This is a genomic window from Rhodococcus sp. 14-2470-1b, from assembly GCF_002259415.1.
Lineage (GTDB): Bacteria > Actinomycetota > Actinomycetes > Mycobacteriales > Mycobacteriaceae > Rhodococcoides.
Genome location: NZ_NPFY01000031.1, coordinates 1 through 23,627 on the forward strand (window position 1 = coordinate 1; position 23,627 = coordinate 23,627).

The following is a 23,627-nucleotide window of genomic DNA, read 5'->3' on the forward strand; positions in this document are numbered from 1 at the left end:
GGGAGGGGAGGGGTGGTGGGTGTACGACATACGACGAGGGCGGCACCGGATCGGTGCCGCCCTCGTCGTGGTTCTACGTGTAGCTAGTGCTCGCTGTCGCTTTCCTGGCGTGCGGGCGAGTGATCCCCGTTGCCGTTCGAAGCGTGGCCGTTCGAAGCGTGGCCGTTCGAGCCGTTGCCGTTGTGGCCGTTGGCTCCGTTGCCATTGTGGCCGTTGCCGTTGTGGCCGTTGCCGTTGGATCCGTTGCCGTACAGCGATGTCTGGTAGTCCGTCAGCATCTTCAGCTGCTCGAGTTCGCCGTGGTGCAGTGCTTCCTCGAGTGCCTTGCTTTCGGAGACAGGGTCGGGACGGAAGAGCGATCCGGATCCGGGCTTGCCGGCCGAGCCGAGCTTGCTCATCTTCTTCGGGACGGCTGCGCCCTGGTAAGGCAGAGCGATGGGGTGTCCGTGGTCGTCGACAGGTCCGAGCGGCTGGTGCACCTCCACGTACTGACCGTGGGGGAGACGCTTGATGATGCCGGTCTCGATTCCGTGATCGAGTACTGCGCGGTCACTGCGCTGCAAGCCGATGCAGAAGCGGTAGGCCACGAAGTAGGCGATGGGCGGCAACACCAGGATGCCGATGCGGCCGATCCACGTCATTGCGTTCAGGGAGATGTCCAGCTTGTACGCAATGATGTCGTTGATGCAGGAGAGCGTTGCCACCACGTAGAACGCCAGTGCCATGGCACCGATCGCGGTACGGACCGGTACGTCGCGGGGACGCTGCAGCAAGTTGTGGTGAGCATTGTCCCCGGTGAGGCGCTTCTCGATCCACGGGTACGCGATCATCACGGTGAAGACGAGTCCCATGATCAGGGCCACTGCGAACACTGCGGGGATCGTGTAGCGGTTGGCGATGTAGATGTCCCATGCCGGCCACAGTCGAGCCAGTCCGTCCGTCCACATCATGTAGAAGTCGGGCTGCGAGCCCGCGGACACCTGAGCCGGGTTGTACGGGCCGAGGTTCCAGACCGGGTTGATCTGCAGCAGACCACCCATGAGTGCGAGTACACCGAACGTGACGGCGAAGAACGCACCGGACTTGACGGCGAAGACCGGGAGGATGCGAACGCCGACGACGTTCTTCTCGGTGCGGCCGGGTCCGGGGAACTGCGTGTGCTTCTGGTACCAGACGAGTGCCAGGTGTGCCGCGATCAGCGCGAGGATGATGGCGGGTAGCAGTAGAACGTGAGCGACGTACAGGCGCGGGATGATGATCGTGCCGGGGAAGTCGCCGTCGAAGATCAGCCAGTGCAGCCACGTTCCGACGATCGGGACGCTCATCGTGATGCCGGAGAACGCGGCGCGGAGGCCGGTGCCGGAGAGCAGGTCGTCGGGGAGGGAGTATCCGAAGAAGCCTTCGAACATGGCCAGGATCAGCAGCAGGCAGCCGATGACCCAGTTGGCCTCACGCGGGCGACGGAACGCACCGGTGAAGAAGATGCGCAGCATGTGCACGATGATCGAGCACGCGAACATCAACGCAGCCCAGTGATGGATCTGTCGCATGAACAATCCGCCGCGGACCTCGAACGAGATGTCGAGCGTCGTCGCGTACGCACGGGACATGGTGACACCGCGAAGCGGTTCGTAGATGCCGTTGTACTCGACCTCGCTGAGCGAGGGGTCGAAGAACAGTGTCAGGAAGACACCGGACAGCAACAGGATGATGAAGCTGTACAGCGCGATCTCGCCGAGAAGGAACGACCAGTGCGTCGGGAACACCTTGTTGATCTGACGGCGCAGACCCGGTGCGAGGTGGTACCGACTGTCTACGTCGTCTGCCTGCTTCGCTGCGAGTGTCTGCAGTGAAGGACTCATGATTCACTCTCCGCTTCGCGGTTCGGACGCTCCCAGAAGGCAGGTCCGAGGGCTTCTATGAAGTCCCCGTTGGCAACGAGGAAGCCTTCTTCGTTCACGGTGATCGGCAGCTGTGGCAATGCGCGAGCGGCAGGGCCGAAGATCGGCTTGCCGTATTCCAGCGCGTTGAACTGCGACTGGTGGCACGGGCACAGAATGCGGTTCGTCTGCTGCTCGAACAACGAAGTCGGGCAACCCAAATGCGTGCAGATCTTGGAGTAGGCGAAGTAATCGCCGTAGTTGAAGCTCTCCTGGCCCTTGCGCTTGATGGCCGTCTCCGCGTCCTCGGTACGAAGACGAATGAGCATCACGGAGTTACGAATTCCGCGCAGCGACGCGAGAAGCGCGTGGTCGTCGTCGCGATCGGCCTCGCGGAACGGGAACACAGTTTCCATGGCTCCGGCATCCATATCCTCGGGGCGGACCAGAACGACGTCGTGTGGCCGTCCGGTATCGCGCCTGAGATAGATCGTCTCTCCAGGGTAGCGCGGCGTCCAGCCGGACACCCAGAGCGGAGATTCATCGCCTTCGGCCCATGGATTCTTGACGAGGCCACCGAGGGGCAACAGCGCCATGATTCCGAGTGCGCCACCGCCGAAGAACAGTGAACGCTTGATGACCTTGCGACGACCGATCGTCGACGTCGCGAGCGAGTCACCGAGCTCGGCGACTACCGTCCTTCGGTCGACCTCGGACGAACCACCGTCGTGGCGGTCCTGAATGGACACCTCTTCGGGGATGAACTTCTTGGTGAACTGGACTGCGCCGACGCCGACACCGAGGATCGCCAGACCCATGGTGAGGCCGATCAGAGGGGTGTACAGCGAGTAGGCGCCGTAGTTCTCTTCTCCCATGCCGGCGTACTGCCAGGGCCAGAACAGGTAGATCGCGATGAACGCGACCGCGGACACGCCGGCGAGAGTGAACCAGGCAGCAACGCTGCGCTCGGCCCGCTTCTCCGCGCGGGTTCCCTTCACAGCCCAACGGTCGCGGCGGTACGCGACGTCCACGTGGTCGAGGTTGGTGCCGAGTTCGACCAACTGCTCACGTGTCATACCGGCGAGTTCCTCGTCGGTGTACTTCTTGTTCAGATCCACCTTGTCGACCTTCGCGCTGTCATCGTGGCCATGGCTTGTGCGTTCGGGATCGGCTTCGCTCATGACCGTGATCCGATCCACATCGTCGCGCCGACGACGGCAGCGATTCCGACGACCCAGATAGCAATCATTTCCGTGCCGGGTCCGAAGCCGCCGAGTCCCCATCCGCCGGGAGCCCGCGTGTCCTGAGCGGACTTCACGTACGAGATGATGTCGATCTTCTCTTCCTGCGTCAGCTGACGGTCGGAGAATTTCGGCATGTTCTGCGGGCCACTGATCATGGCCGCGTAGATCTCCTGCTCCGACGCGGGGCCGAGCGGGGGAGCGAACTTGCCGGACGACAGTGCGCCACCCTCACCGGTGAAGTTGTGGCACGACGCGCAGTTCAAGCGGAACAGTTCGCTACCGCGGGCGACGTCGCCGCTGGCGAGCGAGGACTGCGCGATTTCGCCGTTGCTGTCGCGGATGACCGTGGGGCCTCCACCGTTCTCCTGGATGTACGCACCGAGAGCGTCGATCTGCTTGTCGTCGAACTTCGGTGGCTTACGGATCGCCTGAGCTTCGTTACGTACGGCAGGCATACGTCCCGAGGAGACCTGGAAGTAGACGGCGGCTTCACCGACGCCGATGAGGCTCGGGCCTCGGTCCTGCACACCCTGCAGGTTGACGCCGTGGCACGTGACGCACGAGGTGTCGTACAACTGCTTGCCTTCGCGGATCAGAGCGGCCGAATCCTGATCGGCCGTCGCGACCTGCGGTGTGGGGGTCAGAGCCGATGCGAGAAATCCTGCACTCAGGAGTCCCATCATCAGCACGAGCGCACCGGTCACACGGCGACGAGTCTTGCGCTTGCGCCTGTTCTTGGCTGCGGCATCGGATGCTGCTGGGGGAGATGAACTCATCTTCTATCCCTTGTCGTGTCGGGACGGACCGAACGGCCTGGGGCTGATACAGGTCGTTCGCTGCGGTTGGCGAAGTGAAAACACTTGATCTGCTTTATGTCTACTAGCGGATGAAGTAAATGGTGGCGAACAACGCGATCCACACGATGTCGACGAAGTGCCAGTAGTAGGACACGACGATCGCGGCGGTGGCCTGTGCCGGCGTGAACTTACTGACAAGCGTTCGAGTGATGAGGAAGACGAATGCGATCAGACCGCCGATGACGTGCAGTCCGTGGAATCCGGTCGTGATGTAGAAGACCGATCCGTAGACGCTCGAGGAGAGCGTCGTGCCTTCGTGAACCATGTGGTAGTACTCGTAGCCCTGTCCGGCCACGAAGAAGATGCCCATCGCCAGGGTGATGACGTACCAGCGTCGCAGTCCGAAGACGTCACCGCGCTCGGCGGCGAAGACCCCGAGCTGGCAGGTGAACGACGACGCGATCAGCACGGCGGTGACCGGAACGGCGAGCGCGAGATTGAGCTCGGTCGGTTCCGGTGGCCAGTTTCCGTTTGCCTGCGCCCTCGCGACGAAGTACATCGCAAAAAGTCCAGCGAAGAACATGAGTTCGCTCGACAGCCACACGATGGTGCCGACGCTGACCATATTGGGACGGTTCAGCGAGTGCACGCGTTGGGTGATTGCCGATCCTTGAGTCCCTACAGCGCTCGTCACAGAAAGAAGTATGACTGCTCGTAGTACCGGAGGCATACTCGGGTCCGGTCTTGGCGCGTCGCCGACGCAGGGGCGATGGCCGGCTCCCGCGTATGGCCAGGTCAAGGGCATCGACCACGCTGCGCATAGGTTGTCGTGCAAGGCTCGCCTCATGGCAACGAACGGTGGCGCATCGTGGTTCCGGCGGTTGTTCGGAGGGGCGAAGACTGTTCCTCTCGACCCCGCCAGGGACGATTTGGTGGTAGTGGCATTTTCCTTCGTCGACGCCGAATCGTGTTCGACGGCGCTCGGTCGCGGAGCGGCTGCGGGATGGGTCGACACAGCGGAGGCGGTGTTCCGACATCACCTGGTGTTGCCGCCGGACCAGATCGAGGACGCGACGGCCGTCGCCGCGCAGGACGGGTACGAGCCGGTGATGGATCCGCGCCCGCGCCCGGAGATTCCGACCACCGGTTACCGCCCGAGTGTCGAGGGCGGTGTCGGCCTGACGCTGCAGCGGGTGCAGGTGATCGACGCGTTGCACTGCTCACAGGAACGCTCGCGAATGGCCGGCCTCGCGCAGCGGCGAGGTGGTGTGGTCGAGGGGTGGGATGCGCTGCAACCTGGAGGGGCGTCTCCGGCCGGTGCTGACTAGGCTTTCGGTCGCACGTCGCGGACTGCCGATCGAGGGCGTCGAGCTCTGGAACGGCCGAGGAAGGTATGGGGAGTAGTCGATGACAGATGCGAGCAACGGTGTGCCGAGCCGGACCTGGAAGGCCGTACTCGGTGCGCTGACGTCGAACGTCGATCTCTCCGCCGACGACACGGCCTGGGCGATGGACGAGATCATGTCCGACAACGCCACCGCCGCTCAGATCGCGGCCTTCGGTGTCGCTCTGAAGATGAAGGGTCCGACTCCGGAGGAAGTGAGCGGACTGGCGAACTCGATGCTGGGCCATGCGACCTTGGTCGACAGCGAACCGAATGCCGTCGACGTCGTCGGTACGGGTGGCGACGGCGCCGACACGGTCAACATCTCGACGATGGCCGCTCTCGTCGTGGCGTCGGCCGGAGCTCCGGTGGTCAAACACGGCAACCGTGCTGCGTCTTCGCGAAGTGGGACGACGGATGTGCTCGAGGCCCTCGGAGTGAAGTTCGGGCTCGGAGCGGACGGTGTCGCGACTACGGTCCGAGACGTGGGAATCGGGTTCTGTTTCGCGCCTGTCTACCATCCGGCGCTGCGTTTCGCGGGCCCTCCGCGGAAGGAGATCGGTATCCCGACGGTCTTCAACGTGCTCGGTCCCCTGACCAACCCGGGGCGGCCGCGGGCGGGTCTGATCGGCTGTGCGTTCGACTCGTTGCTTCCCGTCGTGGCTCGGGTGTTCGCCGGCCGCGGCACCAGTGCGTTGGTCGTTCGTGGTGACGACGGCCTCGACGAGATAACGCTGTCCACGACGACGACAGTGCACATCGTGTCGGGTGGCGACGTGACGGTGGCCAGGATCGACCCGAGGGACTTCGGGTTCGACCTCGTCGACATCGACGCGCTCCGCGGAGGCGACGCTGCCTTCAACGCGCAGGTGGCGCGGGAGGTGTTCGCCGGCAAGCACGGTGCGGTGCGCGACGCAGTCCTGCTGAACGCCGCTGCGGCACTGACGGCGTACGACGGGATCACGTCCGGGATCGTCGCCGACGACTTGACCGGTCTGCTGAAGCGTGGTGTCGAGCGTGCTGCTGCCGCTGTCGATTCCGGGGCAACCGCAGGCCTGCTCGATCGATGGATCGCACGGTCCAACGAACTCGATTGACGGGTCGCTGCGCCCGGCCGACTACTCGCCGATGGAGAAGCCCGCTTCTATGTCCGCGCTGGAGTAGGACTGGAACGCGATGTGGGTGGCGGTGTTCACGACACCGGGCACCTTGTTGATGTGCTGCGTGATCACGTCGGCGATCTGTGCGTGGTCCCTGACCTTGACGATCGCGATGAGGTCCACGTCCCCTGCACACGAGTAGACCTCGGTGACGCCGTCGACGTCCGCGACCGCCTGTGCGGTCTCCGGGATGGCGTGCGACTCGGCATCGATCATGACGATTGCGTTGATCATGCTGCCGAGTTTAGAGCGCCGCACGAAGGTGGGCGCCGACGCCGGTGTCCTCCACGGGTGTGACGGCCATCGAGCGTTCGCGCCTGGACACGGTGCGAGCGGTCGTGCACCACTGCCGCCACCCTCCGGCTCCGTGAACGGGCTCCGCGTATCCATCGGTGGTCCGGACGATCCTGACGCCGTCGGATTCGAGCCAGCGGCCGACGAGGGCTACTTCCTCCGGTGATGCGCCGCGAAAGGGCGTGGCGTCCGGCACCACGGTTTCCGCGGCCGCCACGATCGCTTCCACGACGGGCATGGGATGCACTCGCCGCGCGGTGACGGCCGATGCAGCGAGCCGGCCGTGGCGGACGACGGCAAGTTCCCACCCTCCGTCCGGCGCACGTCGGGCGACGATCAACTCGGCGATCGCCGCGATGGCCGCGAGCCGGTGCATCCGACGCAGAACGTCTGCGAGCGAGGCGAGCCTGTCTCGGAGCCTGGCCGCCGACTCGAACAGTTCGGCAACGGACAGCGCGGAGATTCGATCCCGGGCGGCCTGGAGCGCACGGTCGTCGCGCCCGTGTGCGAGCTCGACGAACCGGCCCGGCAGGACTGCGTACTCGTCGGGCGTGAGTGGCGTGGGACCACCCGCGGCGCACCCGCCGACAGCTTCGGCCGGACACGCGTGCAGAGAGGTGCGGGGGATGCGGCGAGTGCAGGTACGGATACCGAGTACCTCGGAGACGAGCGCAGCGGCGTCGGCGGCATCACCGCGGGCAGCGAACGGGCCGATCGAGCTCTCCGTCGGTGAGCGGACGACGGAGAGGCGTGGAAACGCCTCCGTGGTCGTCGTGATCCACCAACCCTTCTTGGGGAACTTGGAGCGGCGGTTGTACGGGGGGATGTGGGCGCACAGAAGTCGAAGCTCGCGCACTCCGGCTTCGAGGGCATGGGCGCATTCGACGTGGTCGACGCCGACGGCGAGGCCCACCATTTCCTTCATGCGGCCACGCGTCTCGGACCCGGTGAAGTAATTGCGCACGCGTCGTTGCAGATTGTTCGACGTGCCGACGTACAGCACCTCGTTGCCCGGTCCCTTGAAGAGATAGACGCCCGGGGTGCGGGGTAGGTGAGAAGCGAGTGAGCGTTTGGCTCTTTGCCCGGCCGACACAGCAGGCAGGTAGTCGACGAGTTCCGCATAGCTGTGGACACCCTGATTACCTACTCGCTCGATCAATGCGTGCAGTACGTCGACCGTTGCTCGTGCATCGTCGAGGGCGCGGTGGGTGGGCACAGTGCTGACCTGGAAGAGCGAGGACAGTGCCGACAGTTTCACCGAGGGTGCCTCGTCGCGGGTGAGTACTCGCCGGGCGAGTTTGACCGTGCAGAGCACCTGGAACTTGGGCCAGGCGATGTCCAGGCGTGACGCGGCCGCCCTGAGGAAAGCAGTGTCGAAACGGGCGTTGTGTGCGACGAGGACCGAGCCGCGCGCGAACTCGAGAAAGCTCGGCAGCACTCGGTCGATCCGAGGGGCGCCGATCAGCATGGCAGTGGTGATCCCGGTGAGCTCGACGATGTACGGCGGAATGGATCGGCCCGGGTCCACCAGCGTCGCGAATTCGGCGATGACCTCGCCGCCCCGAATCTTCACTGCCCCGATCTCGGTGATCGCTTCGGTGTCCGGGCTGCCACCTGTGGTCTCCAGGTCGACCACGACGAAGGTCGTGTCGTGCAACGGAGTGTCGAGCTCGTCGAAGCTCAGCTGAATCGGGACGCTCACGAGTGCAGACGGTAGCGACAGGCACCGACAGCAATGTCGATCTTGCTCGGGACGCTGAACGTGTCGGAGTGGATCGCTAGGTTTCGCCGTGAAGGGTCGACCGAACGGGAAAGAGATGGAGATCACATGATCATCGATTGCAGTGATTGCAAGGTCCGTGACATCGCGTGCGCAGACTGTGTCGTGACGGTGTTGCTCGGACCGCCCGGTATGGCCCCGGGGCGTCCGGTGGACGTCGGGATGCCGCACCCTCGGATAGCTCTCGACCAGGAAGAACTGGGGGCCATGGACGTTCTTGCCGAGGGTGGTCTCGTGCCGAAACTACGTCTCGTAGTCGACCCGGAACAGGGTCCGTCCGAGGGGTCGTTACCGGCTCGTGACACAAGCGGGGATCGACGCGCGATCTAGCGTCGAATCGACTTCTACGCCTCGCTTCGGCGAGTTGGGGTCGACACAGGGGTATGCCGTTTCGTAATCTTCCTGAGACCTTGCGGAGTCTCGCCAATCCAAACCGGAGCGGCGTCGCAAGTCACCGCCTAATCGGGATGCTCGCGAGAGCGCCCGTACCGGGAACCCGATTTCCATTGGGGTGAATCCTGCTTCGGCCGCTACCAGCGTCCGGGTGGGTAGGGCTGATCTTCCCAGCCCGAACCCGTCAGCTAACTCGGTCGGCGGATGAGTGGAAGAAACGGAGCAACCCTTTCTCGTGGCGTCACATACTTCAACCCGCCAATTGCGTCGAATCCTCGTAGCCGGCGCGATCACTGCCGGTGCGGTCGTTCTGCCCGCAGCCCCCGCAATGGCGGCCCCCATCACCATCCCCGGAGTCGGTACCTTCGAGATTCCGGAAATCCCAGGTCTTCCGCCGCTGCCGACCGAGATCCCCGGTCTGCCTGCGGCCCCCGCACCGCTCGCACCACAGGTCACCCCGGCTGCCAAGGCAGTTCAGGCCGCCGAGTCGAAGATCGGTTCGCCGTATGTCTACGGCGCTTCGGGACCCGACTCGTTCGACTGCTCCGGACTCGTTCAGTGGGCGTACAAGCAGGCCGGCATCAGCTTGCCGCGTACCAGCTACGACCAGGCCGCGGCAGGCACCCCCGTGTCGCAGTCCGACCTGCAGCCGGGCGATGTCGTCTCGTTCTACGGCGGATCGCACTCGGGAATCTACGCGGGTAACGGCAACGTCATCCACGCGTCGACGTCGGGTGTTCCCGTCAAGGTCGCGCCCGTCTCGTCGATGCCGTTCGACGGAGCGCGTCGCTACTGATTCGATGATCGTGTGTAAGGACAGCACCAGGAGTGAGCCCCACGGGCTCGCCTGGTGCTGTTTTTCGTCAGGCGCCGGTGCGCGGAGCCTGCAAAGACGCCGAATGGACTCGTCGGCCGCCGGACCGTAACCTGTTCGAGACCGTCGACCTCGGTGGAGCGGGAGTCGAGTTCCGAAAAAGTCCGAAATTCCGGTCTCGTTCCACGCCCGCGGCCACCTACTCATGGGTAGGGTTTGTTTCTTCGCCGAAAGTCTGATTTCGGCGCACCCCTCGGACTACGAACTGCAAGAACGGAGAGTCACCTTCCGTGGCGACACCGATTGTCAAGCGCGTCACCCGCTCGAAGAAGGGCATTCTCGCGGCGGCCATTCTCGCGGCCTGCCTCGTCGTCTCGCCGACGGCCGTGGCCAACGCGCAGCCGGGTGTCGACAGTGCATCCGACGCTCAGACACGTCTTGCGGACCTGTCACGAGAATCCGAGCAGACGACGGAGGCAATGCACAACGCCCAGATCGATCTGGATGCGAAGACAGCCGTGCAACGCGACGCTGAGGCCGCAGTGGGGGCACACCAGGCCGAGTTGGATAGTGCGCAGGAGGCCCTGGCGCAGGTGAAGCCGGCCGTCGACAAGGTCGCCAACGCCAATTATCAAGGCGGCCGGACCAATCGTCTGTTCGCTGTGATGGTCAGTGACTCTCCACAGCAACTCCTCGACCAGATGTCTGCGCTCGACGTCATTTCCGCTGAGACGGCGCGTCAGGTGGAGCAGTTCAAGCAGGCCAGCGCCGATGCAGCGGCGGCGGATCAGGCAGCACGTGCCGCGGCCGACGCCGCGCGCGCGGCAGCAGAGCAAGCCAAGGTCGTCAGCGACGATCTTCAGGCCAAGCAGAGCGAGCTCCAGAGTCAGATGGCCGAGGTCATCGCCAGCTTCAACGCACTGTCCGGAGCGGAGCAGGCCGAGCTCGCGGGTTCGCCTCTGCCGCCTGGGTTCGATCTGTCCAAGATTCTGTCCAACCTCATCCCCGGGTCGGGTTCCGGTGCGCTGCAGGCTGGGCTCACCCAGATCGGTAAGCCCTACGTGTGGGGCGCGACCGGACCGGACGGATTCGACTGTTCGGGCTTGGTCGTGTGGGCGTACAAGCAGGTGGGAAAGACCCTGCCCCGGTCCAGTCAGGCTCAGGCCGCGGGCGGCACTCCCGTCGATCAGAAGGACCTGCAGCCCGGAGACGTCGTGCTCTTCTACCCCGACGCGTCTCACGTCGGCCTGTACGCGGGTAACGGCAACGTTCTGCACGCCTCCACGTTCGGCGTCCCGGTGAAGGTGCAGTCCATGGCGTCGTTCCCGTTCTACGGCGCACGTCGCTACTGATCTCCGTCGTGCGAGCACGGGCACTTCGAGCGTCGTTCGCATTGTTGTGTGCAGTATCCGTGCTCGGTTCCTGCGCGTCCGGGGCAACTACGACGCCACCGCCTGACTCACCGCAGTCCACGACTGTCTCGAACCCCTACGAGGACGGTCGGCGGAACGGCGTCGAGGAGCTGCTGCAGAAATGGGCGGACGCACTCCGCACCAACGACGTCGACGCGTTGGAGCAGGTCGTCGATCCCGCGGCGGATCCCGAGTTTCTGCAGGCCCAGGTCCGTCGAGCGAACGACATGGCCGCAGTCCCGTTCTCGGACTGGGGATACGAACTGGTCGACGAGCCGGAGATTCCGGTTCCCTCGGCGATCGCGTCGCCGCTGAACGCCGCCGATGTCTGGGCGCCGTCCGTGGTGCTGCGCTACGCAGTGTCCGGACCCGACGCCGAATCGACACGTCGGCCGGTTTCCCTGGTGGTGGCGCGGCGTGATGACGAGTGGCGCATCGTGTCGGACGCGCCGGTGCCGGGAACGGATCGGACGACGTGGCGAGGACCGTGGGACTTCGGGCCCGTTATCGCGCGATCGGTTGCCACCGCGGGTGGTACCTCCGTCGTGCTCGGCCATCCGGACCAGAGCGCACTCGTCGACGCGGTCGTTGCCGAGCTACCCTCGGCCGTCGATGCCGTCACCAGCTTCTACGGCGACGACTGGCCGCAGTCGGCGTTGATCTTCACTTCCGGATCGGCAGCGGAATTCGCGGCATCGGCCGGAGACGCCACCGCGGAGTCCGACGTCGCCGCCGTGACGGTGTCGGATGCGGTGCGCCAGGACCGGCCGGTGACCGGACAACGAGTCGTGTTCGGGCCCGGAGCCCCTGCTCGGCTCACCGATGTCACGACTCGAACCGTTCTGCGCCACGAGCTCACCCATGTCGCGGCAAGATCCGACACCGTCGACGGTTCACCCATGTGGGTGCTCGAGGGGTTCGCCGACTATTCGGGCTATCGCGAATCGGATATCGAGTTCGCCCGCATTGCACCGACTTTGAGTGCTGTGGTGGCGCAGGGGGGTTCACCGACGGTGCTCCCGGAGGATTCCGACTTCTCAGCGGGGGGAGTGCGCACCACCCTCGCGTACGAGTCCGCCTGGTCTGTCTTCGCCTTCGTGGCAGCCACGTTCGGCGAACCGTCACAGCGCCGGTTGTACATGCAACTCGCGGATGGCCCGAAGACTGCAGCCGAGACAGCGGGGGGCGTCGCCTCCGCTCTGGGAATCGGCATGGACGAGTTCGTGGACCAATGGGGGTCGTGGGTTCTCGAGCAGTCCCGCTGACCTACGGTGATCACATGCCTAGGACTCTGCTGGTGACGAACGACTTTCCACCACGCCCCGGCGGCATCCAGTCCTACTTGCACAGCTTCGCCACGCGGTTCCCTGCGGACGAGTTGATGGTCTATGCGCCGCGGTGGCGCGGAGACAGTCATGTGAAGTTCGACGAACGTCAACCGTTCGAGGTGGTTCGGCACCCGACGACACTGATGCTTCCCACTCCGCTGGTGGCGCGGCGGGCGGCGCAGCTGGTGCGGACGCACGGGTGCGATTCGGTGTGGTTCGGTGCGGCGGCACCGCTCGCGGTGATGGCCCCTGCGGTGCGACGCGCCGGAGCGGAGACAATCGTCGCAAGTACTCACGGTCACGAGGTGGGGTGGTCGATGGTTCCCGGTGGGCGAGGCACCCTGCGCATCATCGGCAACTCCGTCGATACGGTGACCTACGTCAGCAAGTACACCCGCGGCAGATTCGCCGCGGCATTCGGTCCACGTGCAGCCCTCGAACACGTTCCGTCCGGAGTGGACACCGACCGATTCAAACCGGACGACGCGGCGCGAACCGAGCTTCGGGCGCGGTACGGACTCGGGGATCGTCCGACGGTTCTGTGTCTGTCCCGGCTGGTACCGCGGAAAGGGCAGGACTACCTGATCCGATCGATCGAGGGCATCCGGGCGGAGGTGAACGGTGCCGTCCTGGTGATCGTCGGAGGCGGTCCCTACGAAGGAACTCTGCGCGCCTTGGCGCGCAAGGCCGGTGTCGAGGAGCACGTGATCTTCACCGGCACCGTCCCTTCCGCCGAGCTGGCGGCACATCACACGATTGCCGACGTGTTCGCGATGCCCAGCCGGACGCGAGGCGCCGGTCTCGACGTCGAAGGTCTCGGCATCGTCTACCTCGAAGCGTCCGCGACCGGAGTCCCCGTCGTCGCCGGAATGTCCGGTGGCGCACCCGAAACCGTCCTCGAAGGCAAGACCGGCTTGGTGGTCGACGGCACGTCCGTCGATGCGATCACCGACGCCGTCGTACGGATTCTCTCCGATCGAGCGCTCGCGACGACGATGGGAAACGCAGGTCGCTCCTGGGTCCGAGCCGAATGGCAGTGGGACGCATTGGCAGCGAAGCTTCGACGCTTGCTGTGATGGAAGCCGGGAAAGTCTCGGCTTCCATCACAGACGACGTTCACTTGGAGTAGATGGCCTCGATGTCCTTGGCGTACGACGCCGTGATGACGTTGCGCTTGAGTTTCATGGTCGGCGTCATCTCACCGGCGTCCTCGGTGAAATCGCTTGGAAGTACGCGGTACTTCTTGATCGCTTCGGCATGCGAGACAGTGGTGTTGGCGTCCGCCACAGCCGCATCGAGGTCGGCGATGAGGTCGGGGTCGGTCGCGAGATCCGCAGCCGTCGCGTCGGCGGCTTTGCCGTGTGCGTCCTTCCACCCGGACAGTGCGTCCTCGTCGAGCGTGACGAGCGCACCGATGAACGGCTTCTGATCGCCGACGACGATGGCCTGACTGACGAGTGGGTGCGCGCGCAACCGGTCCTCCAGCCCCGCAGGCGACACGTTCTTTCCACCCGCGGTGACGATGAGTTCCTTCTTGCGACCCGTGATCGTGATGTACCCGTCGCCGTCCACCGAACCCAGATCGCCTGTACGGAACCAGCCTTCGTCGAGTGACTCGGCCGATGCCTCGTCGTTGCGCCAGTAGCCGTCGAACACCACTGGGCCGCGAAGCTGGATCTCGCCGTCTTCGGCGATGCGAACCGTATTGCCGGGCAGTGGTCGTCCGACGCTGCCCACGCGCTGGTGGCCGATAGTGTTGACCGCGAATGCTGCACTGGTCTCGGTAAGTCCGTAGCCCTCGAAGATCGGTACTCCGATACCTCGGTAGAAGTGGCCGAGGCGTGCACCGAGCGGCGCGCCACCGGAGATCGCGAGTTGGCACTGCCCGCCGAGCGCAGCGCGCAACTTCGAGTAGACAAGCTTGTCGAACACAGCGTGCTTGATCCGCAACACCAGACCTGCGCCTGTGTCCTGCGCTTCGCTCCACGCCACGGCCGTGTCCGCGGCTGCGTCGAAGATCTTGCCCTTGCCGTCCGCGTGTGCCTTCTGCTTGGCGGTGTTGTAGACCTTCTCGAACACACGGGGCACCGAGAGTATGAAGTCCGGGCGGAAGGAACCGAACGTCGCGACGAGATTGGGGATGTCGCTGGTGTGTCCGACGGCTGTGCCTGCGTCGAACGCGGCGATCGTGACCGCGCGAGCGAGAACGTGCGCCAACGGTAGGAACATCAACGTCCGGCTGCCGGGCCGCAGCAACTCCTTCAAAGAAGTTTCGCGAATTCCACGAGACTCGGCGACGAGGTTCGCGTGCGTCAACTGCACACCTTTGGGACGCCCCGTGGTGCCGGAGGTGTAGATGAGCGTCGCTGGATCCGAGGAGCGCAGGGCGTCGACGCGTGTGCGTACGGCGTTGTCCTCGACGGTTGCACCCAGTTCGGTCAACCGAGCAACAGCACCGTTGTCGTCGTTGCCTGCGTCGATTCGGAAGGTCGTCCGCACCGATTCTGCGGCGGCCACCACGTCCGCGGTTTCGGTGACGTGTTTCTCGGTCTCGAGGATCAGCAGAACAGGTTGGGCGTCGGACAGGATCCATTCCACCTGACCTGCCGACGACGTTTCGTAGATCGGGACCGTGACTCCGCCCGAGGCCCAGATCGCGTAGTCCACGACCGTCCATTCGTACCGGGTGGACGACATCAGCCCGACTCGGTCACCCTGCTCGACGCCTGCGGCGATCAAACCCTTCGCGACGGCGTTCACCTCCGTGGCGAACTGCTCGGCGGTGACATCCGACCAGGAACCGTTCGCGAACCGGCGAAATGCGACCGACCGAGGTTCCGAGACCGACCGGGCGAACACGGTGTCCACGACCGACGCAGATTCTTCGACGACAAAAGCGGCGGGAGATGTGAACTCGCGCACGGTTACCTCCAATGAACGTTAGCTCTACTCACGAGTAGTCGGATTCGTCTCACTGTAGACCCGGCCGTGCGGCCGGTTCGACCGCCTCGTGCGCGCGCTGAAGTCCCGATGTGTGAAGCTCATCTCATGAGCAGTGTCCAAGTAGCCGATCAGACGTTCGTCGCTGCGCCGGGTTCCGCCGTGGCGGAGTCGCTGGGGCATCCGAGGCGTTGGCGCCGATGGTGGCCGGACCTCCGCATCGACGTCACCGACGATCGCGCCGACAAAGGCTTCAGGTGGTCCGTCGAGGGCGCCCTGACAGGAACGATGGAGGTCTGGCTCGAGCCCGTTCCGAAGCTCGACGGCGTCGTACTCCATTACTTTCTGCACGCGGAGCCCGCCGTCCGGACATCCATCGACCTCGCCGCGGAGAATCAACGGCGACGGGTAGCAGGCAAGGCAATGGCGTTCGAAGTGAAACGAGAGCTCGAGGCGGGACGCGCGGCAGGTGAGCGGCCGTTGTGCGAGCCGCCTGCCATCGTGTGAGATGAGGGACGGCAGTGCTCCCCGGCACGGGTGACGTACGTACCTGCCGATGACGTGAACAAGTGCGGCGTGAGAACAGAAGGGACACCGAGTAACCACGATGGCCGAGAGAACTCAGAGGTCGATCACAGTCGATGCTCCGTCCGCGCAGGTGATGGACGTGATCGCGGACTTCGATGCCTACCCGTCCTGGGTGTCGGCGGCGAAGTCCGTCGAGGTCGTCGCGGCCGGATCCGACGGTCGCGCCGAGCGGGTGAAGTTCGTACTGGACGCGGGCATGGTCAAGGACACCTACGAGCTGAGTTACCAGTGGGCAGCGGACGGAAAGTCCGTGTCCTGGGAACTGGTGTCGGGTGAGATGCAGAAATCGCAGAACGGCTCGTACACGTTGAAGGACAACGCAGCCGGCGGTACCGAGGTCACGTACGAACTCGCCGTGGACCTGAACATTCCGATGATCGGTCTGTTCAAGCGGAAGGCAGAGAAAGTCATCACCGACACTGCACTCAAAGAACTGAAGAAGCGAGTCGAAGGCTGACCGAGGCCCGTTCCGATGCCCGCACTGCAGTCCGGCTGTTCGTCGGTAAAGGCGGTGCGGGCAAAACGACGTTTGCGCTGAAGTCGGCTGCCGACGACGTACGAGCGGGAGCACGAGCTCTCGTCGTCTCGTTCGATCAAGCGCATTCGGTGACCGACGTGCTCGGCGTGAACAACGGCCGCGCGGGCGCCGAGCCCACGGCGGTCGAGCCTGGATTGGACGTTCTCGAACTGGACACTCTGGCCCTGGTGGCGACGAAATACGCCGCGTTGACCTCCATCCTGTCCATGGCCGGCGCCGGCCACGAACACGGAGTCCGGTTCGGTGCGGTCGATCCCGAGGAGATCATCGGCGCTCCAGGGGTACAGGAACTCGTCGGTCTCGATCGGCTGGTCGACCTCGTCGACCAATCCCGCTGGGACACTGTGTTCGTCGACCTTCCGGCCACCGCGGACGCATTGCGCATTCTTCAACTGCCGGACCTCGTTGCCGGGTATCTCGAACGGCTCTGGCCGCGCCACGACCGGATCGTCGCCGGAACCGGCACGGACCCGAGACTGACCCTCGTCGTCGCGATGCTGGAGAACATCGTCACCGCGGCGGAACGTATCAGGGAACTGTTCCTCGACCACTCTCGAACATCGATGACGGTGGTGCTCACCCCGGACCGAGTCGGTGTCGCCGAGGCCAGGAGGACGCTGTCCGCGGCTGCGCTGACGGGTCTGGCCGTGGACACGATCGTCGTCAACAAAGTTCTGCCGCTGCTCAATTCGTCGTCGATCGGCTTGGTCGGAGCGCACCCCGCCGTATTCTGGTTCGAAGGGTGGCGGTCCGCTCAACAGGAGGTGCTCGGAGAGGTATCCGACCTCGCTGCAGGTACGGCCGTCGTCGTCGTGGAACAGGCATCCCAGGAGCCGGTAGGGTTGGGCTCTCTTGCTGCACTGAACACGCAACGGACCACCGACACGACGGACGAGCGACCGGGAACGGACACGCCGACCGTCGCGCACGAGTCAGGAACAGGGTTGGAGTCGATCTACGCGATGACGATGGTTCTGCCGCTCGTCGATCCGTCGACCCTCACTCTCGGACGCGTGGACGACGACGTGATCATCGGGGCCGACGGCGTTCGCAGGCGCGTCCGGCTCGCTTCCGTCCTGAGGCGATGCATCGTGCTCGGCGCGGAGTTCGATGCCGGGCGCCTCGTCATCCGTTTCCGTCCCGACCCGGCGGTGTGGCCGGCATGAAGGTAAGTGCGCGGGACGCTCGTCGAGGCGTGTGTTCGACGTGAACGAGCGCCATTCGGATGTCGCGGCTGAATTGTGGTCGCTCGCGGAGACGGTGCTGACGAGGTTGGAACCTGTTCTCCGTCAAGCTGTCGAGGAGCAGAGCGAACGACCGAAGCAGGGATGCAGTTGGTGCCCGGTCTGCGCGTTGGCTGCCTTGTTGCGAGGGGAGCAGCACGACCTGTTGACGCTGCTCGCCTCCGAGGGCGCGACGGTTCTGGCGTTGCTGAGGCAGATCATGGCCGAGCACGCGGGCGGCCCTGCTCCTGGTGGGGGCTACGCCGGTGCGCGCGACACCGCGGCGTCGTCGGCGGAAGACATCTCCGGTGACATGCCTCACGGCGAGGACAGCACTGTCGGGCACGACACGGAAGACCCGATAGTTCGACGAGCGAAGTTCGTACCTATTACGGTTACCGTGAAAGATGCGGCCACCGAGAAGCCCGGGAACTGACGGACAGCCGTTCCAGGGGTGGCTGAAGCGCGGAAGCTCGAGATAGCCGTTGGGGGCGGCCGAGAAAGGTCGGACAATGAAACGGCAGCGTCAATCACTCACGATCGGTATCGACGTCGGTGGCACCAGTTTGCGTGCGTCCGTAGTCGACGCGTCCGGTCAGGTCATCGATTCCACCCAGTCGCCGACGCCGCACACCGCTGCTGCCCTCGAGCGCGGGTTGGAGCGTGTCGTCCGCGAACTCGCGACTCGGCACCCCGTGGAGGCAGTCGGTCTGGCGGTCGCGGGTTTCCTCGATTCCGATCGGACGTCGGTCCGATTCGCCCCGCATCTCCCGTGGGTGGGTAGCCCGGTAGCCAAACGGATGAGCGACCGTATCGGCTTGCCCGTCGTGCTGGAGCACGACGCCAACTCGGCGGCGTGGGCCGAGTACCGATTCGGTGCTGCAGCCGACGGCCGCAACGTCGTGATGGTCGCCATCGGAACGGGTATCGGTGCCGCGCTTCTGATCGACGGCAAGATCTATCGCGGAAGTTACGGTGTTGCACCGGAACTCGGGCACATCCAAGTTGTCCCGGACGGTCGCGCCTGCCCCTGCGGCAAGCGAGGATGCTGGGAACGGTACTGCAGCGGAACGGCATTGGTGGACACTGCCGTCGAATTTCTTGCCGCAGATCAGGGTTCGTCGACGATTCTGGCGCGCGAGGTCTTTCTCGATCCCGGTTCGCTGACGGGACGGAGGATCGCCTCGGCGGCCCAGGACGGCGACGAGATCGGTATCCGCACCATGCACGAGTTCTCGCGATGGCTCGGCGTCGGGCTGTCGATGGTGAGCGATGTCTACGATCCCGATCTGATCGTGATCGCCGGCGGAGTGGCGACGTCGTCCAGTCAATTCCTCAACGAGGCGACCGAGCACTGTGCGCGCCTGGTGACGGGTGCGGGGCACCGCCCACTCGCGACCATCCGCGCCACCCAGCTGGGCGAGGCCGCCGGAATGATCGGTGCGGCCGACCTTGCGCGAAGCGCGTTCTCGACAATGTCACGCTGACGCAGGCGAGGCGTCGCGCCGACGGTCCGGACGCGACCTCACGGTCCGGTTCTGTGATGCTTCTCCCGTGTGCGCACTATCTGTGGCTGGCGTCATAAACGGTAGGTACAGTTTCATCTGCACCCGATACTCGACATCGTTGGTCTCACCAGGAAGGACGCCATGTGGTACTGGCTGTTCAAGTACGTCCTCATCGGTCCGCTCCTGGTTGCACTGGGTAGGCCGACGATAGAGGGCCTCGAGAACATTCCTGCGCGAGGACCGATGATCCTCGCCAGCAACCATCAGGCGGTTCTCGACTCGTTCTACCTGCCGCTGAAAGTGCAGCGGCGCATCACGTTCCTCGCGAAGAGCGAGTACTTCACCGGACCCGGGCTCAAGGGCGCATTCCAGAAGTGGTTCTTCACCGCGGTCGGTCAGGTCCCCATCGACCGGACCGGAGCGGATGCTGCGCAGGACGCGTTGAATGCAGGCGCACGAGTCATCGGCAAGGGCAAGCTCCTCGGTATCTACCCCGAGGGCACCCGTTCGCCCGACGGTCGTTTGTACAAGGGCAAGACAGGCATGGCGCGGCTTGCTCTGCAGACCGGTGTTCAGGTTGTTCCCGTCGCGATGATCGGCACCGACAAGATGAACCCCATCGGTTCCAAGATGTGGCGTCCGGCGAAGATCACCATCAAGATCGGTAAGCCCATCGACTTCTCGCGCTTCGACGGTATGGCGGGCAACCGCTTCGTCGAGCGCGCGGTCACCGACGAGGTCATGTACGACCTGATGCTGCTGTCCGGTCAGGAGTACGTGGACGTGTACGCGGCGTCGATGAAGAAGAAGCCCGAGGACTCCGCCGTCGCAGGTTCCGAGCGAATCCCGGATACCCGCGCGAGCTGAGTGTTCTGCGGGTCGTCAGGACGCAGAAGGGGTTCGACCGACTCCGGGCGAGCGCAGCAGCGCGAAGACGACGACGAGAGCAGCGGCTCCCCAAAGGACGTACGACGACGCCGCTACCTGGTCCCACAGCGGCCACCCGAGCCCCGAGTAGCGGCCGGGTGCCAGTCGCCAGTGCGGCGCGAAGTGCATCAACACAATGCCGACGCCAACGAGCGCGAACGTCAGGTAGCTACGCCTGCGGTAGGCGAGTGCAGTCAGGGCCATCATGAACGGGACCACCCACACCCAGTGGTGAGACCAGGACACCGGGGACACGAGCAGACCGAAGATCGCGTTCACTCCCAGGGCCAGTGCGCCTTGCCCGGCCGAGAAGGCTCGTCGCATCGCAAGCGCCGCTACCGCGAGGACACAGCAGGACAGTGCGATCCAGAGAACCGAGCGAAGCGAATCGTCGAGTCCGAAGCGCGCGAGCACACCGGTGATGCTTTGATTCGCGGGGTACGCGGGCCGACCGATTCGGTCGGAATCGATCAATGTGTCGGTCCAGTAGGTCACCGAGTCCGAGAACGTGATCAGGAATCCGAGTGCAGTGAACGCGGCAAAGCTGACACCGGCCACGACGGCGGCACGAAAGTCCTTGCGGAGCAGGAAGTACAGGACGAAAACAGCAGGTGTCAGCTTCACCGCGGCGACGAAGCCGATGAGGAGTCCGCGCGGCCACGGAGTCTTACGAAGCAGGCAGTCGGCGGTGACGAACGCCATCAACAGGATGTTGATCTGCCCGTAGTCGAGAGTCGAGAACACCGGTTCGAGCAGAAGCGCAGCAGCGAAGATGGCGACGGCGGACCACAGCAGAACATGGCTCGGCAGTTTCTGTTCTCTCCACGCCGACATCGAGGCAGGCACGCCGAGCGACCTCAACGTCAGCACGATGGTGGCGAACAGCAACACCAGCGACACACTCGTCACGATGATGTTCGCCCAGTACAGACTGACAGCGGACAACGGACTGAACAGAACAGCGGCAATAGGCGGGTACGTGAAGGGAAGAGTATTTCCCAGCGCAGTCGGAGGCATCTGCCCGTACAGCGGCGAACCGGAAGCGAACACGCCGCCACCGATTCGATAGACGTCGAGGTCGATGCGGTAATAATTCCCGAGCGGAGTCAGGCCACGCAGCCCCGGCAAGCCGAGAATGTTGTACGCGATGCCTGCCAACGCTGCGACGGCAATGATCACGCACACTACGACGATCGACGGCGACGGACGACGTCGCGTCGATCCCGCCGACAAATCCGCGTCGATCTCTGGTGTTTCCAGCATCGTGTTCCTTCTGCGTGCTCGATATCGATTCTCGACGGTGTGGCACCCACCCCGATTCATTCCGCAGGCTCCACTCACTGCTGAGCCTGGTTCATTCCGCAGGCTCCACTCACTGCTGAGCCCGATTCATTCCGCAGGCTCCACTCACTGCTGAGCCTGGTTCATTCCACAGGCTCCACTCACGCCGACCCTGTGGCTGCCCGATAGTCTTCGAAGCGTGCGCTACTTCTACGACACCGAGTTCATCGAGGATGGTCGCACAATCGAGCTGGTCTCGATCGCTGTGGTCTCCGAGGACGGACGTGAGTTCTACGCCGTGTCCTCCGAGTTCGATCCCGAGCGGGCGGGCAAGTGGGTCCGCCGGAACGTCCTTCCCAAGCTGCCACCGTACTCGTCGCCGCTGTGGAAGAGTCGCGCGAGAATCCGCGACGAGCTGCTGGAATTTCTGGTGCCTCACCCGGGTGCCGAGGTGGAACTGTGGGCGTGGGTCGCCGCATACGACCATGTCGCGCTGTGCCAACTCTGGGGATCGATGACCGAGCTGCCTCGATCGCTGCCGCGATTCACTCGTGAGCTTCGTCAACATTGGGAGGACAGAGGTAGTCCGTATCTGCCTCCCGCTCCCGACGATGCACACGACGCATTGGCCGACGCCCGACACAATCTCGCCAAATACAGGGCCGTCGAGGGCGCGTCGAACTGACACGGCGGCGGACAGGGGAGCCCGACGCCGGCACCGGTATCGGTGCGAATATCCTGTACCGGTGAACTGGACTGTCGACGTACCCATCGACCGCTTGCCCGACCTGCCGCCCTTGCCGTCGACGTTGCGCCAGCAACTCGACGACGCGCTCGCACGGCCGGCGGCGCAGCAGCCGTCGTGGGATTCGGCGCAGGCAGCCGACATGCGGAAAGTGCTCGAGAGCGTTCCCCCGATCACCGTCGCCGGCGAGGTCGAGTCCTTGTCGGACCAGCTGGCCGCGGTCGCGCGGGGTGAGGCCTTCCTGCTGCAGGGTGGTGATTGTGCGGAGACGTTCGTCGACAACACGGAGCCGCACATCAAGGGCAACATCCGCACCTTGCTGCAGATGGCGGTCGTTCTGACGTACGGCGCAAGCCTGCCGGTGGTCAAGGTAGGCAGGATCGCCGGCCAGTACGCCAAGCCCAGGTCGGCCGATGTCGACGCGCTGGGGCTCAAGTCCTACCGCGGTGACATGGTCAACTCCCTCGTCGCGGACGAGGCTGTCCGCCAGCACGATCCGTCTCGCCTGGTGCGCGCGTACGCCAACGCGAGCGCTGCGATGAACCTCGTGCGCGCCCTGACCGGCGCAGGTATGGCAGATCTGCACAAGGTGCACGATTGGAACCGCGAGTTCGTCCAGAACTCGCCTGCCGGTGCCCGGTACGAGGCGTTGGCGGGGGAGATCGATCGCGGTCTGCGGTTCATGGACGCCTGTGGTGTCAAGGATCCCAACCTGGAAACCGCGCAGATCTTCGCCAGTCACGAGGCACTGGTACTGGATTACGAGCGCGCGATGCTGCGGCTGGACAACGCGGACGCCGAGCATCCCAAGCTGTACGACCTGTCCGCGCACTTCCTGTGGATCGGCGACCGGACCCGTCAGCTCGACGGGGCGCACATCGCGCTCGCAGAGTTGATCAACAATCCCATCGGGCTGAAGATCGGGCCGTCCACCACGCCGGACATGGCCGTGGAATACGTGGAACGCCTCGACCCGACGAACAAGCCCGGCCGGCTCACCCTGATCTCGCGGATGGGCAACGGCAAGGTCCGTGAGCTACTGCCGCCGATCATCGAGAAGGTGCAGGCCACCGGACACCAGGTCATCTGGCAGTGCGACCCGATGCACGGCAACACGCACGAGGCGTCGACGGGATACAAGACTCGACACTTCGACCGAATCGTCGACGAGGTTCAGGGCTTCTTCGAGATCCACCGCGCGCTCGGAACGCATCCGGGTGGACTGCATGTCGAGTTGACCGGGGACAACGTCACCGAGTGCCTCGGTGGCGCTCAGGAGATCTCGGATCTGGATCTGGCCGGGCGTTACGAGACAGCGTGCGACCCCAGGCTCAACACTCAGCAGTCGCTCGAACTCGCCTTCCTGGTCGCGGAGATGCTGCGCGGCTGAT

The 23,627-nt window shown here is 64.5% G+C and carries 23 protein-coding genes and 1 riboswitch; of the genes, 15 read left to right on the plus strand and 8 right to left on the minus strand.

Translation table 11 applies throughout. The features are described 5' to 3' along the window. Positions 1–83: 83 nt before the first annotated feature. From CH293_RS21555 to CH293_RS21570, 4 genes are all read right to left on the minus strand, one after another. Complete coding sequence (locus tag CH293_RS21555; protein WP_094721453.1) at positions 84–1,862, minus strand: cytochrome bc complex cytochrome b subunit; 1,779 nt, start codon at positions 1,860–1,862, stop codon at positions 84–86. After that, positions 1,859–3,079, minus strand: a complete 1,221-nt coding sequence (locus tag CH293_RS21560) for a ubiquinol-cytochrome c reductase iron-sulfur subunit (RefSeq protein WP_052059245.1) — start codon at positions 3,077–3,079, stop codon at positions 1,859–1,861. Before CH293_RS21560 ends, CH293_RS21555 begins: the two co-directional genes overlap by 4 nt. After that, complete coding sequence (locus CH293_RS21565; protein WP_037109179.1) at positions 3,058–3,900, minus strand: c-type cytochrome; 843 nt, start codon at positions 3,898–3,900, stop codon at positions 3,058–3,060. Before CH293_RS21565 ends, CH293_RS21560 begins: the two co-directional genes overlap by 22 nt. Positions 3,901–4,003: 103 nt before the next feature. Continuing rightward, entirely contained in the window at positions 4,004–4,615 is a 612-nt protein-coding gene (locus CH293_RS21570; RefSeq protein ID WP_026347923.1) for a heme-copper oxidase subunit III, read from the minus strand. A 151-nt stretch (positions 4,616–4,766) separates the two neighbouring features. Here CH293_RS21570 and CH293_RS21575 point away from each other — a divergent pair, with 151 nt between their 5' ends. Together CH293_RS21575 and trpD are read left to right on the plus strand one after the other, a co-directional pair. Further along, positions 4,767–5,249: a hypothetical protein gene (locus CH293_RS21575; RefSeq protein WP_176460089.1), complete on the plus strand. Its 483-nt coding sequence runs from the start codon at positions 4,767–4,769 to the stop codon at positions 5,247–5,249. Between the two features lie 79 nt (positions 5,250–5,328). Continuing rightward, on the plus strand, positions 5,329–6,402 hold the full coding sequence (gene trpD / locus CH293_RS21580; RefSeq protein ID WP_170945315.1) for an anthranilate phosphoribosyltransferase: 1,074 nt from the start codon (positions 5,329–5,331) through the stop codon (positions 6,400–6,402). A gap of 21 nt (positions 6,403–6,423) precedes the next feature. On the opposite strand, the gene CH293_RS21585 is transcribed toward trpD, so the two are convergent. Together CH293_RS21585 and CH293_RS21590 are read right to left on the minus strand one after the other, a co-directional pair. Then, positions 6,424–6,699, minus strand: a complete 276-nt coding sequence (locus CH293_RS21585; RefSeq protein WP_019665964.1) for an Lrp/AsnC family transcriptional regulator — start codon at positions 6,697–6,699, stop codon at positions 6,424–6,426. Positions 6,700–6,709: 10 nt separating this feature from the next. Then, on the minus strand, positions 6,710–8,461 hold the full coding sequence (locus CH293_RS21590) for a DEDD exonuclease domain-containing protein (RefSeq protein ID WP_094721455.1): 1,752 nt from the start codon (positions 8,459–8,461) through the stop codon (positions 6,710–6,712). 126 nt (positions 8,462–8,587) lie between these two features. Between CH293_RS21590 and CH293_RS21595 the strand changes: the two genes are divergently transcribed. From CH293_RS21595 to CH293_RS21615, 5 genes are all read left to right on the plus strand, one after another. Continuing rightward, positions 8,588–8,869: a hypothetical protein gene (locus CH293_RS21595; protein ID WP_094721528.1), complete on the plus strand. Its 282-nt coding sequence runs from the start codon at positions 8,588–8,590 to the stop codon at positions 8,867–8,869. 115 nt (positions 8,870–8,984) lie between these two features. After that, positions 8,985–9,148: riboswitch (cyclic di-AMP (ydaO/yuaA leader) on the plus strand. Positions 9,149–9,167: 19 nt separating this feature from the next. After that, a complete protein-coding gene (locus CH293_RS21600) occupies positions 9,168–9,728 on the plus strand; it encodes a C40 family peptidase (RefSeq protein WP_027498846.1) in 561 nt (186 codons plus the stop codon). Between the two features lie 308 nt (positions 9,729–10,036). Continuing rightward, a complete protein-coding gene (locus tag CH293_RS21605) occupies positions 10,037–11,098 on the plus strand; it encodes a C40 family peptidase (protein WP_094721456.1) in 1,062 nt (353 codons plus the stop codon). Positions 11,099–11,106: 8 nt separating this feature from the next. Continuing rightward, the gene (locus tag CH293_RS21610) at positions 11,107–12,423 is read left to right on the plus strand and encodes a hypothetical protein (RefSeq protein ID WP_094721457.1); all 1,317 of its coding nucleotides are present in this window, start codon (positions 11,107–11,109) and stop codon (positions 12,421–12,423) included. Between the two features lie 14 nt (positions 12,424–12,437). Beyond that, complete coding sequence (locus CH293_RS21615; protein ID WP_176460083.1) at positions 12,438–13,562, plus strand: glycosyltransferase family 4 protein; 1,125 nt, start codon at positions 12,438–12,440, stop codon at positions 13,560–13,562. A gap of 40 nt (positions 13,563–13,602) precedes the next feature. Here the strand turns inward: CH293_RS21615 and CH293_RS21620 are convergent, their stop codons facing one another. Continuing rightward, positions 13,603–15,408 carry a long-chain fatty acid--CoA ligase gene (locus CH293_RS21620; RefSeq protein ID WP_170945316.1) on the minus strand — a complete coding sequence of 602 codons (1,806 nt, stop codon included), beginning with the start codon at positions 15,406–15,408 and terminating at the stop codon, positions 13,603–13,605. Positions 15,409–15,534: 126 nt separating this feature from the next. Here CH293_RS21620 and CH293_RS21625 point away from each other — a divergent pair, with 126 nt between their 5' ends. The 6 genes from CH293_RS21625 (at position 15,535) to CH293_RS21650 (ending at position 20,150) form a co-directional block, all read left to right on the plus strand. Further along, positions 15,535–15,933 carry a polyketide cyclase / dehydrase and lipid transport gene (locus CH293_RS21625; RefSeq protein ID WP_170945317.1) on the plus strand — a complete coding sequence of 133 codons (399 nt, stop codon included), beginning with the start codon at positions 15,535–15,537 and terminating at the stop codon, positions 15,931–15,933. A gap of 100 nt (positions 15,934–16,033) precedes the next feature. Continuing rightward, the gene (locus CH293_RS21630) at positions 16,034–16,471 is read left to right on the plus strand and encodes an SRPBCC family protein (RefSeq protein ID WP_019665955.1); all 438 of its coding nucleotides are present in this window, start codon (positions 16,034–16,036) and stop codon (positions 16,469–16,471) included. Positions 16,472–16,506: 35 nt separating this feature from the next. Continuing rightward, positions 16,507–17,718 carry an ArsA family ATPase gene (locus CH293_RS21635; RefSeq protein ID WP_080732948.1) on the plus strand — a complete coding sequence of 404 codons (1,212 nt, stop codon included), beginning with the start codon at positions 16,507–16,509 and terminating at the stop codon, positions 17,716–17,718. Between the two features lie 40 nt (positions 17,719–17,758). Beyond that, entirely contained in the window at positions 17,759–18,211 is a 453-nt protein-coding gene (locus tag CH293_RS21640) for a hypothetical protein (RefSeq protein ID WP_094721529.1), read from the plus strand. Positions 18,212–18,287: 76 nt separating this feature from the next. Then, positions 18,288–19,262, plus strand: coding sequence for an ROK family protein (locus CH293_RS21645; RefSeq protein ID WP_094721459.1), 975 nt, complete (start codon positions 18,288–18,290; stop codon positions 19,260–19,262). A gap of 162 nt (positions 19,263–19,424) precedes the next feature. After that, positions 19,425–20,150 (plus strand): 1-acyl-sn-glycerol-3-phosphate acyltransferase, encoded by a 726-nt coding sequence (locus tag CH293_RS21650; protein ID WP_019665951.1) that lies wholly within the window; start codon positions 19,425–19,427, stop codon positions 20,148–20,150. 15 nt (positions 20,151–20,165) lie between these two features. Here CH293_RS21650 and CH293_RS21655 read toward each other — a convergent pair whose 3' ends face one another. Then, entirely contained in the window at positions 20,166–21,473 is a 1,308-nt protein-coding gene (locus tag CH293_RS21655; RefSeq protein ID WP_094721460.1) for a glycosyltransferase 87 family protein, read from the minus strand. A 217-nt stretch (positions 21,474–21,690) separates the two neighbouring features. On the opposite strand from CH293_RS21655, the gene CH293_RS21660 reads away from it, so the two are divergent. Both CH293_RS21660 and CH293_RS21665 read left to right on the plus strand, forming a co-directional pair. Next, positions 21,691–22,176, plus strand: a complete 486-nt coding sequence (locus CH293_RS21660) for a polyadenylate-specific 3'-exoribonuclease AS (protein WP_094721461.1) — start codon at positions 21,691–21,693, stop codon at positions 22,174–22,176. A gap of 61 nt (positions 22,177–22,237) precedes the next feature. Next, positions 22,238–23,626, plus strand: coding sequence for a class II 3-deoxy-7-phosphoheptulonate synthase (locus CH293_RS21665; RefSeq protein ID WP_019665948.1), 1,389 nt, complete (start codon positions 22,238–22,240; stop codon positions 23,624–23,626). Position 23,627 lies beyond the last annotated feature (1 nt).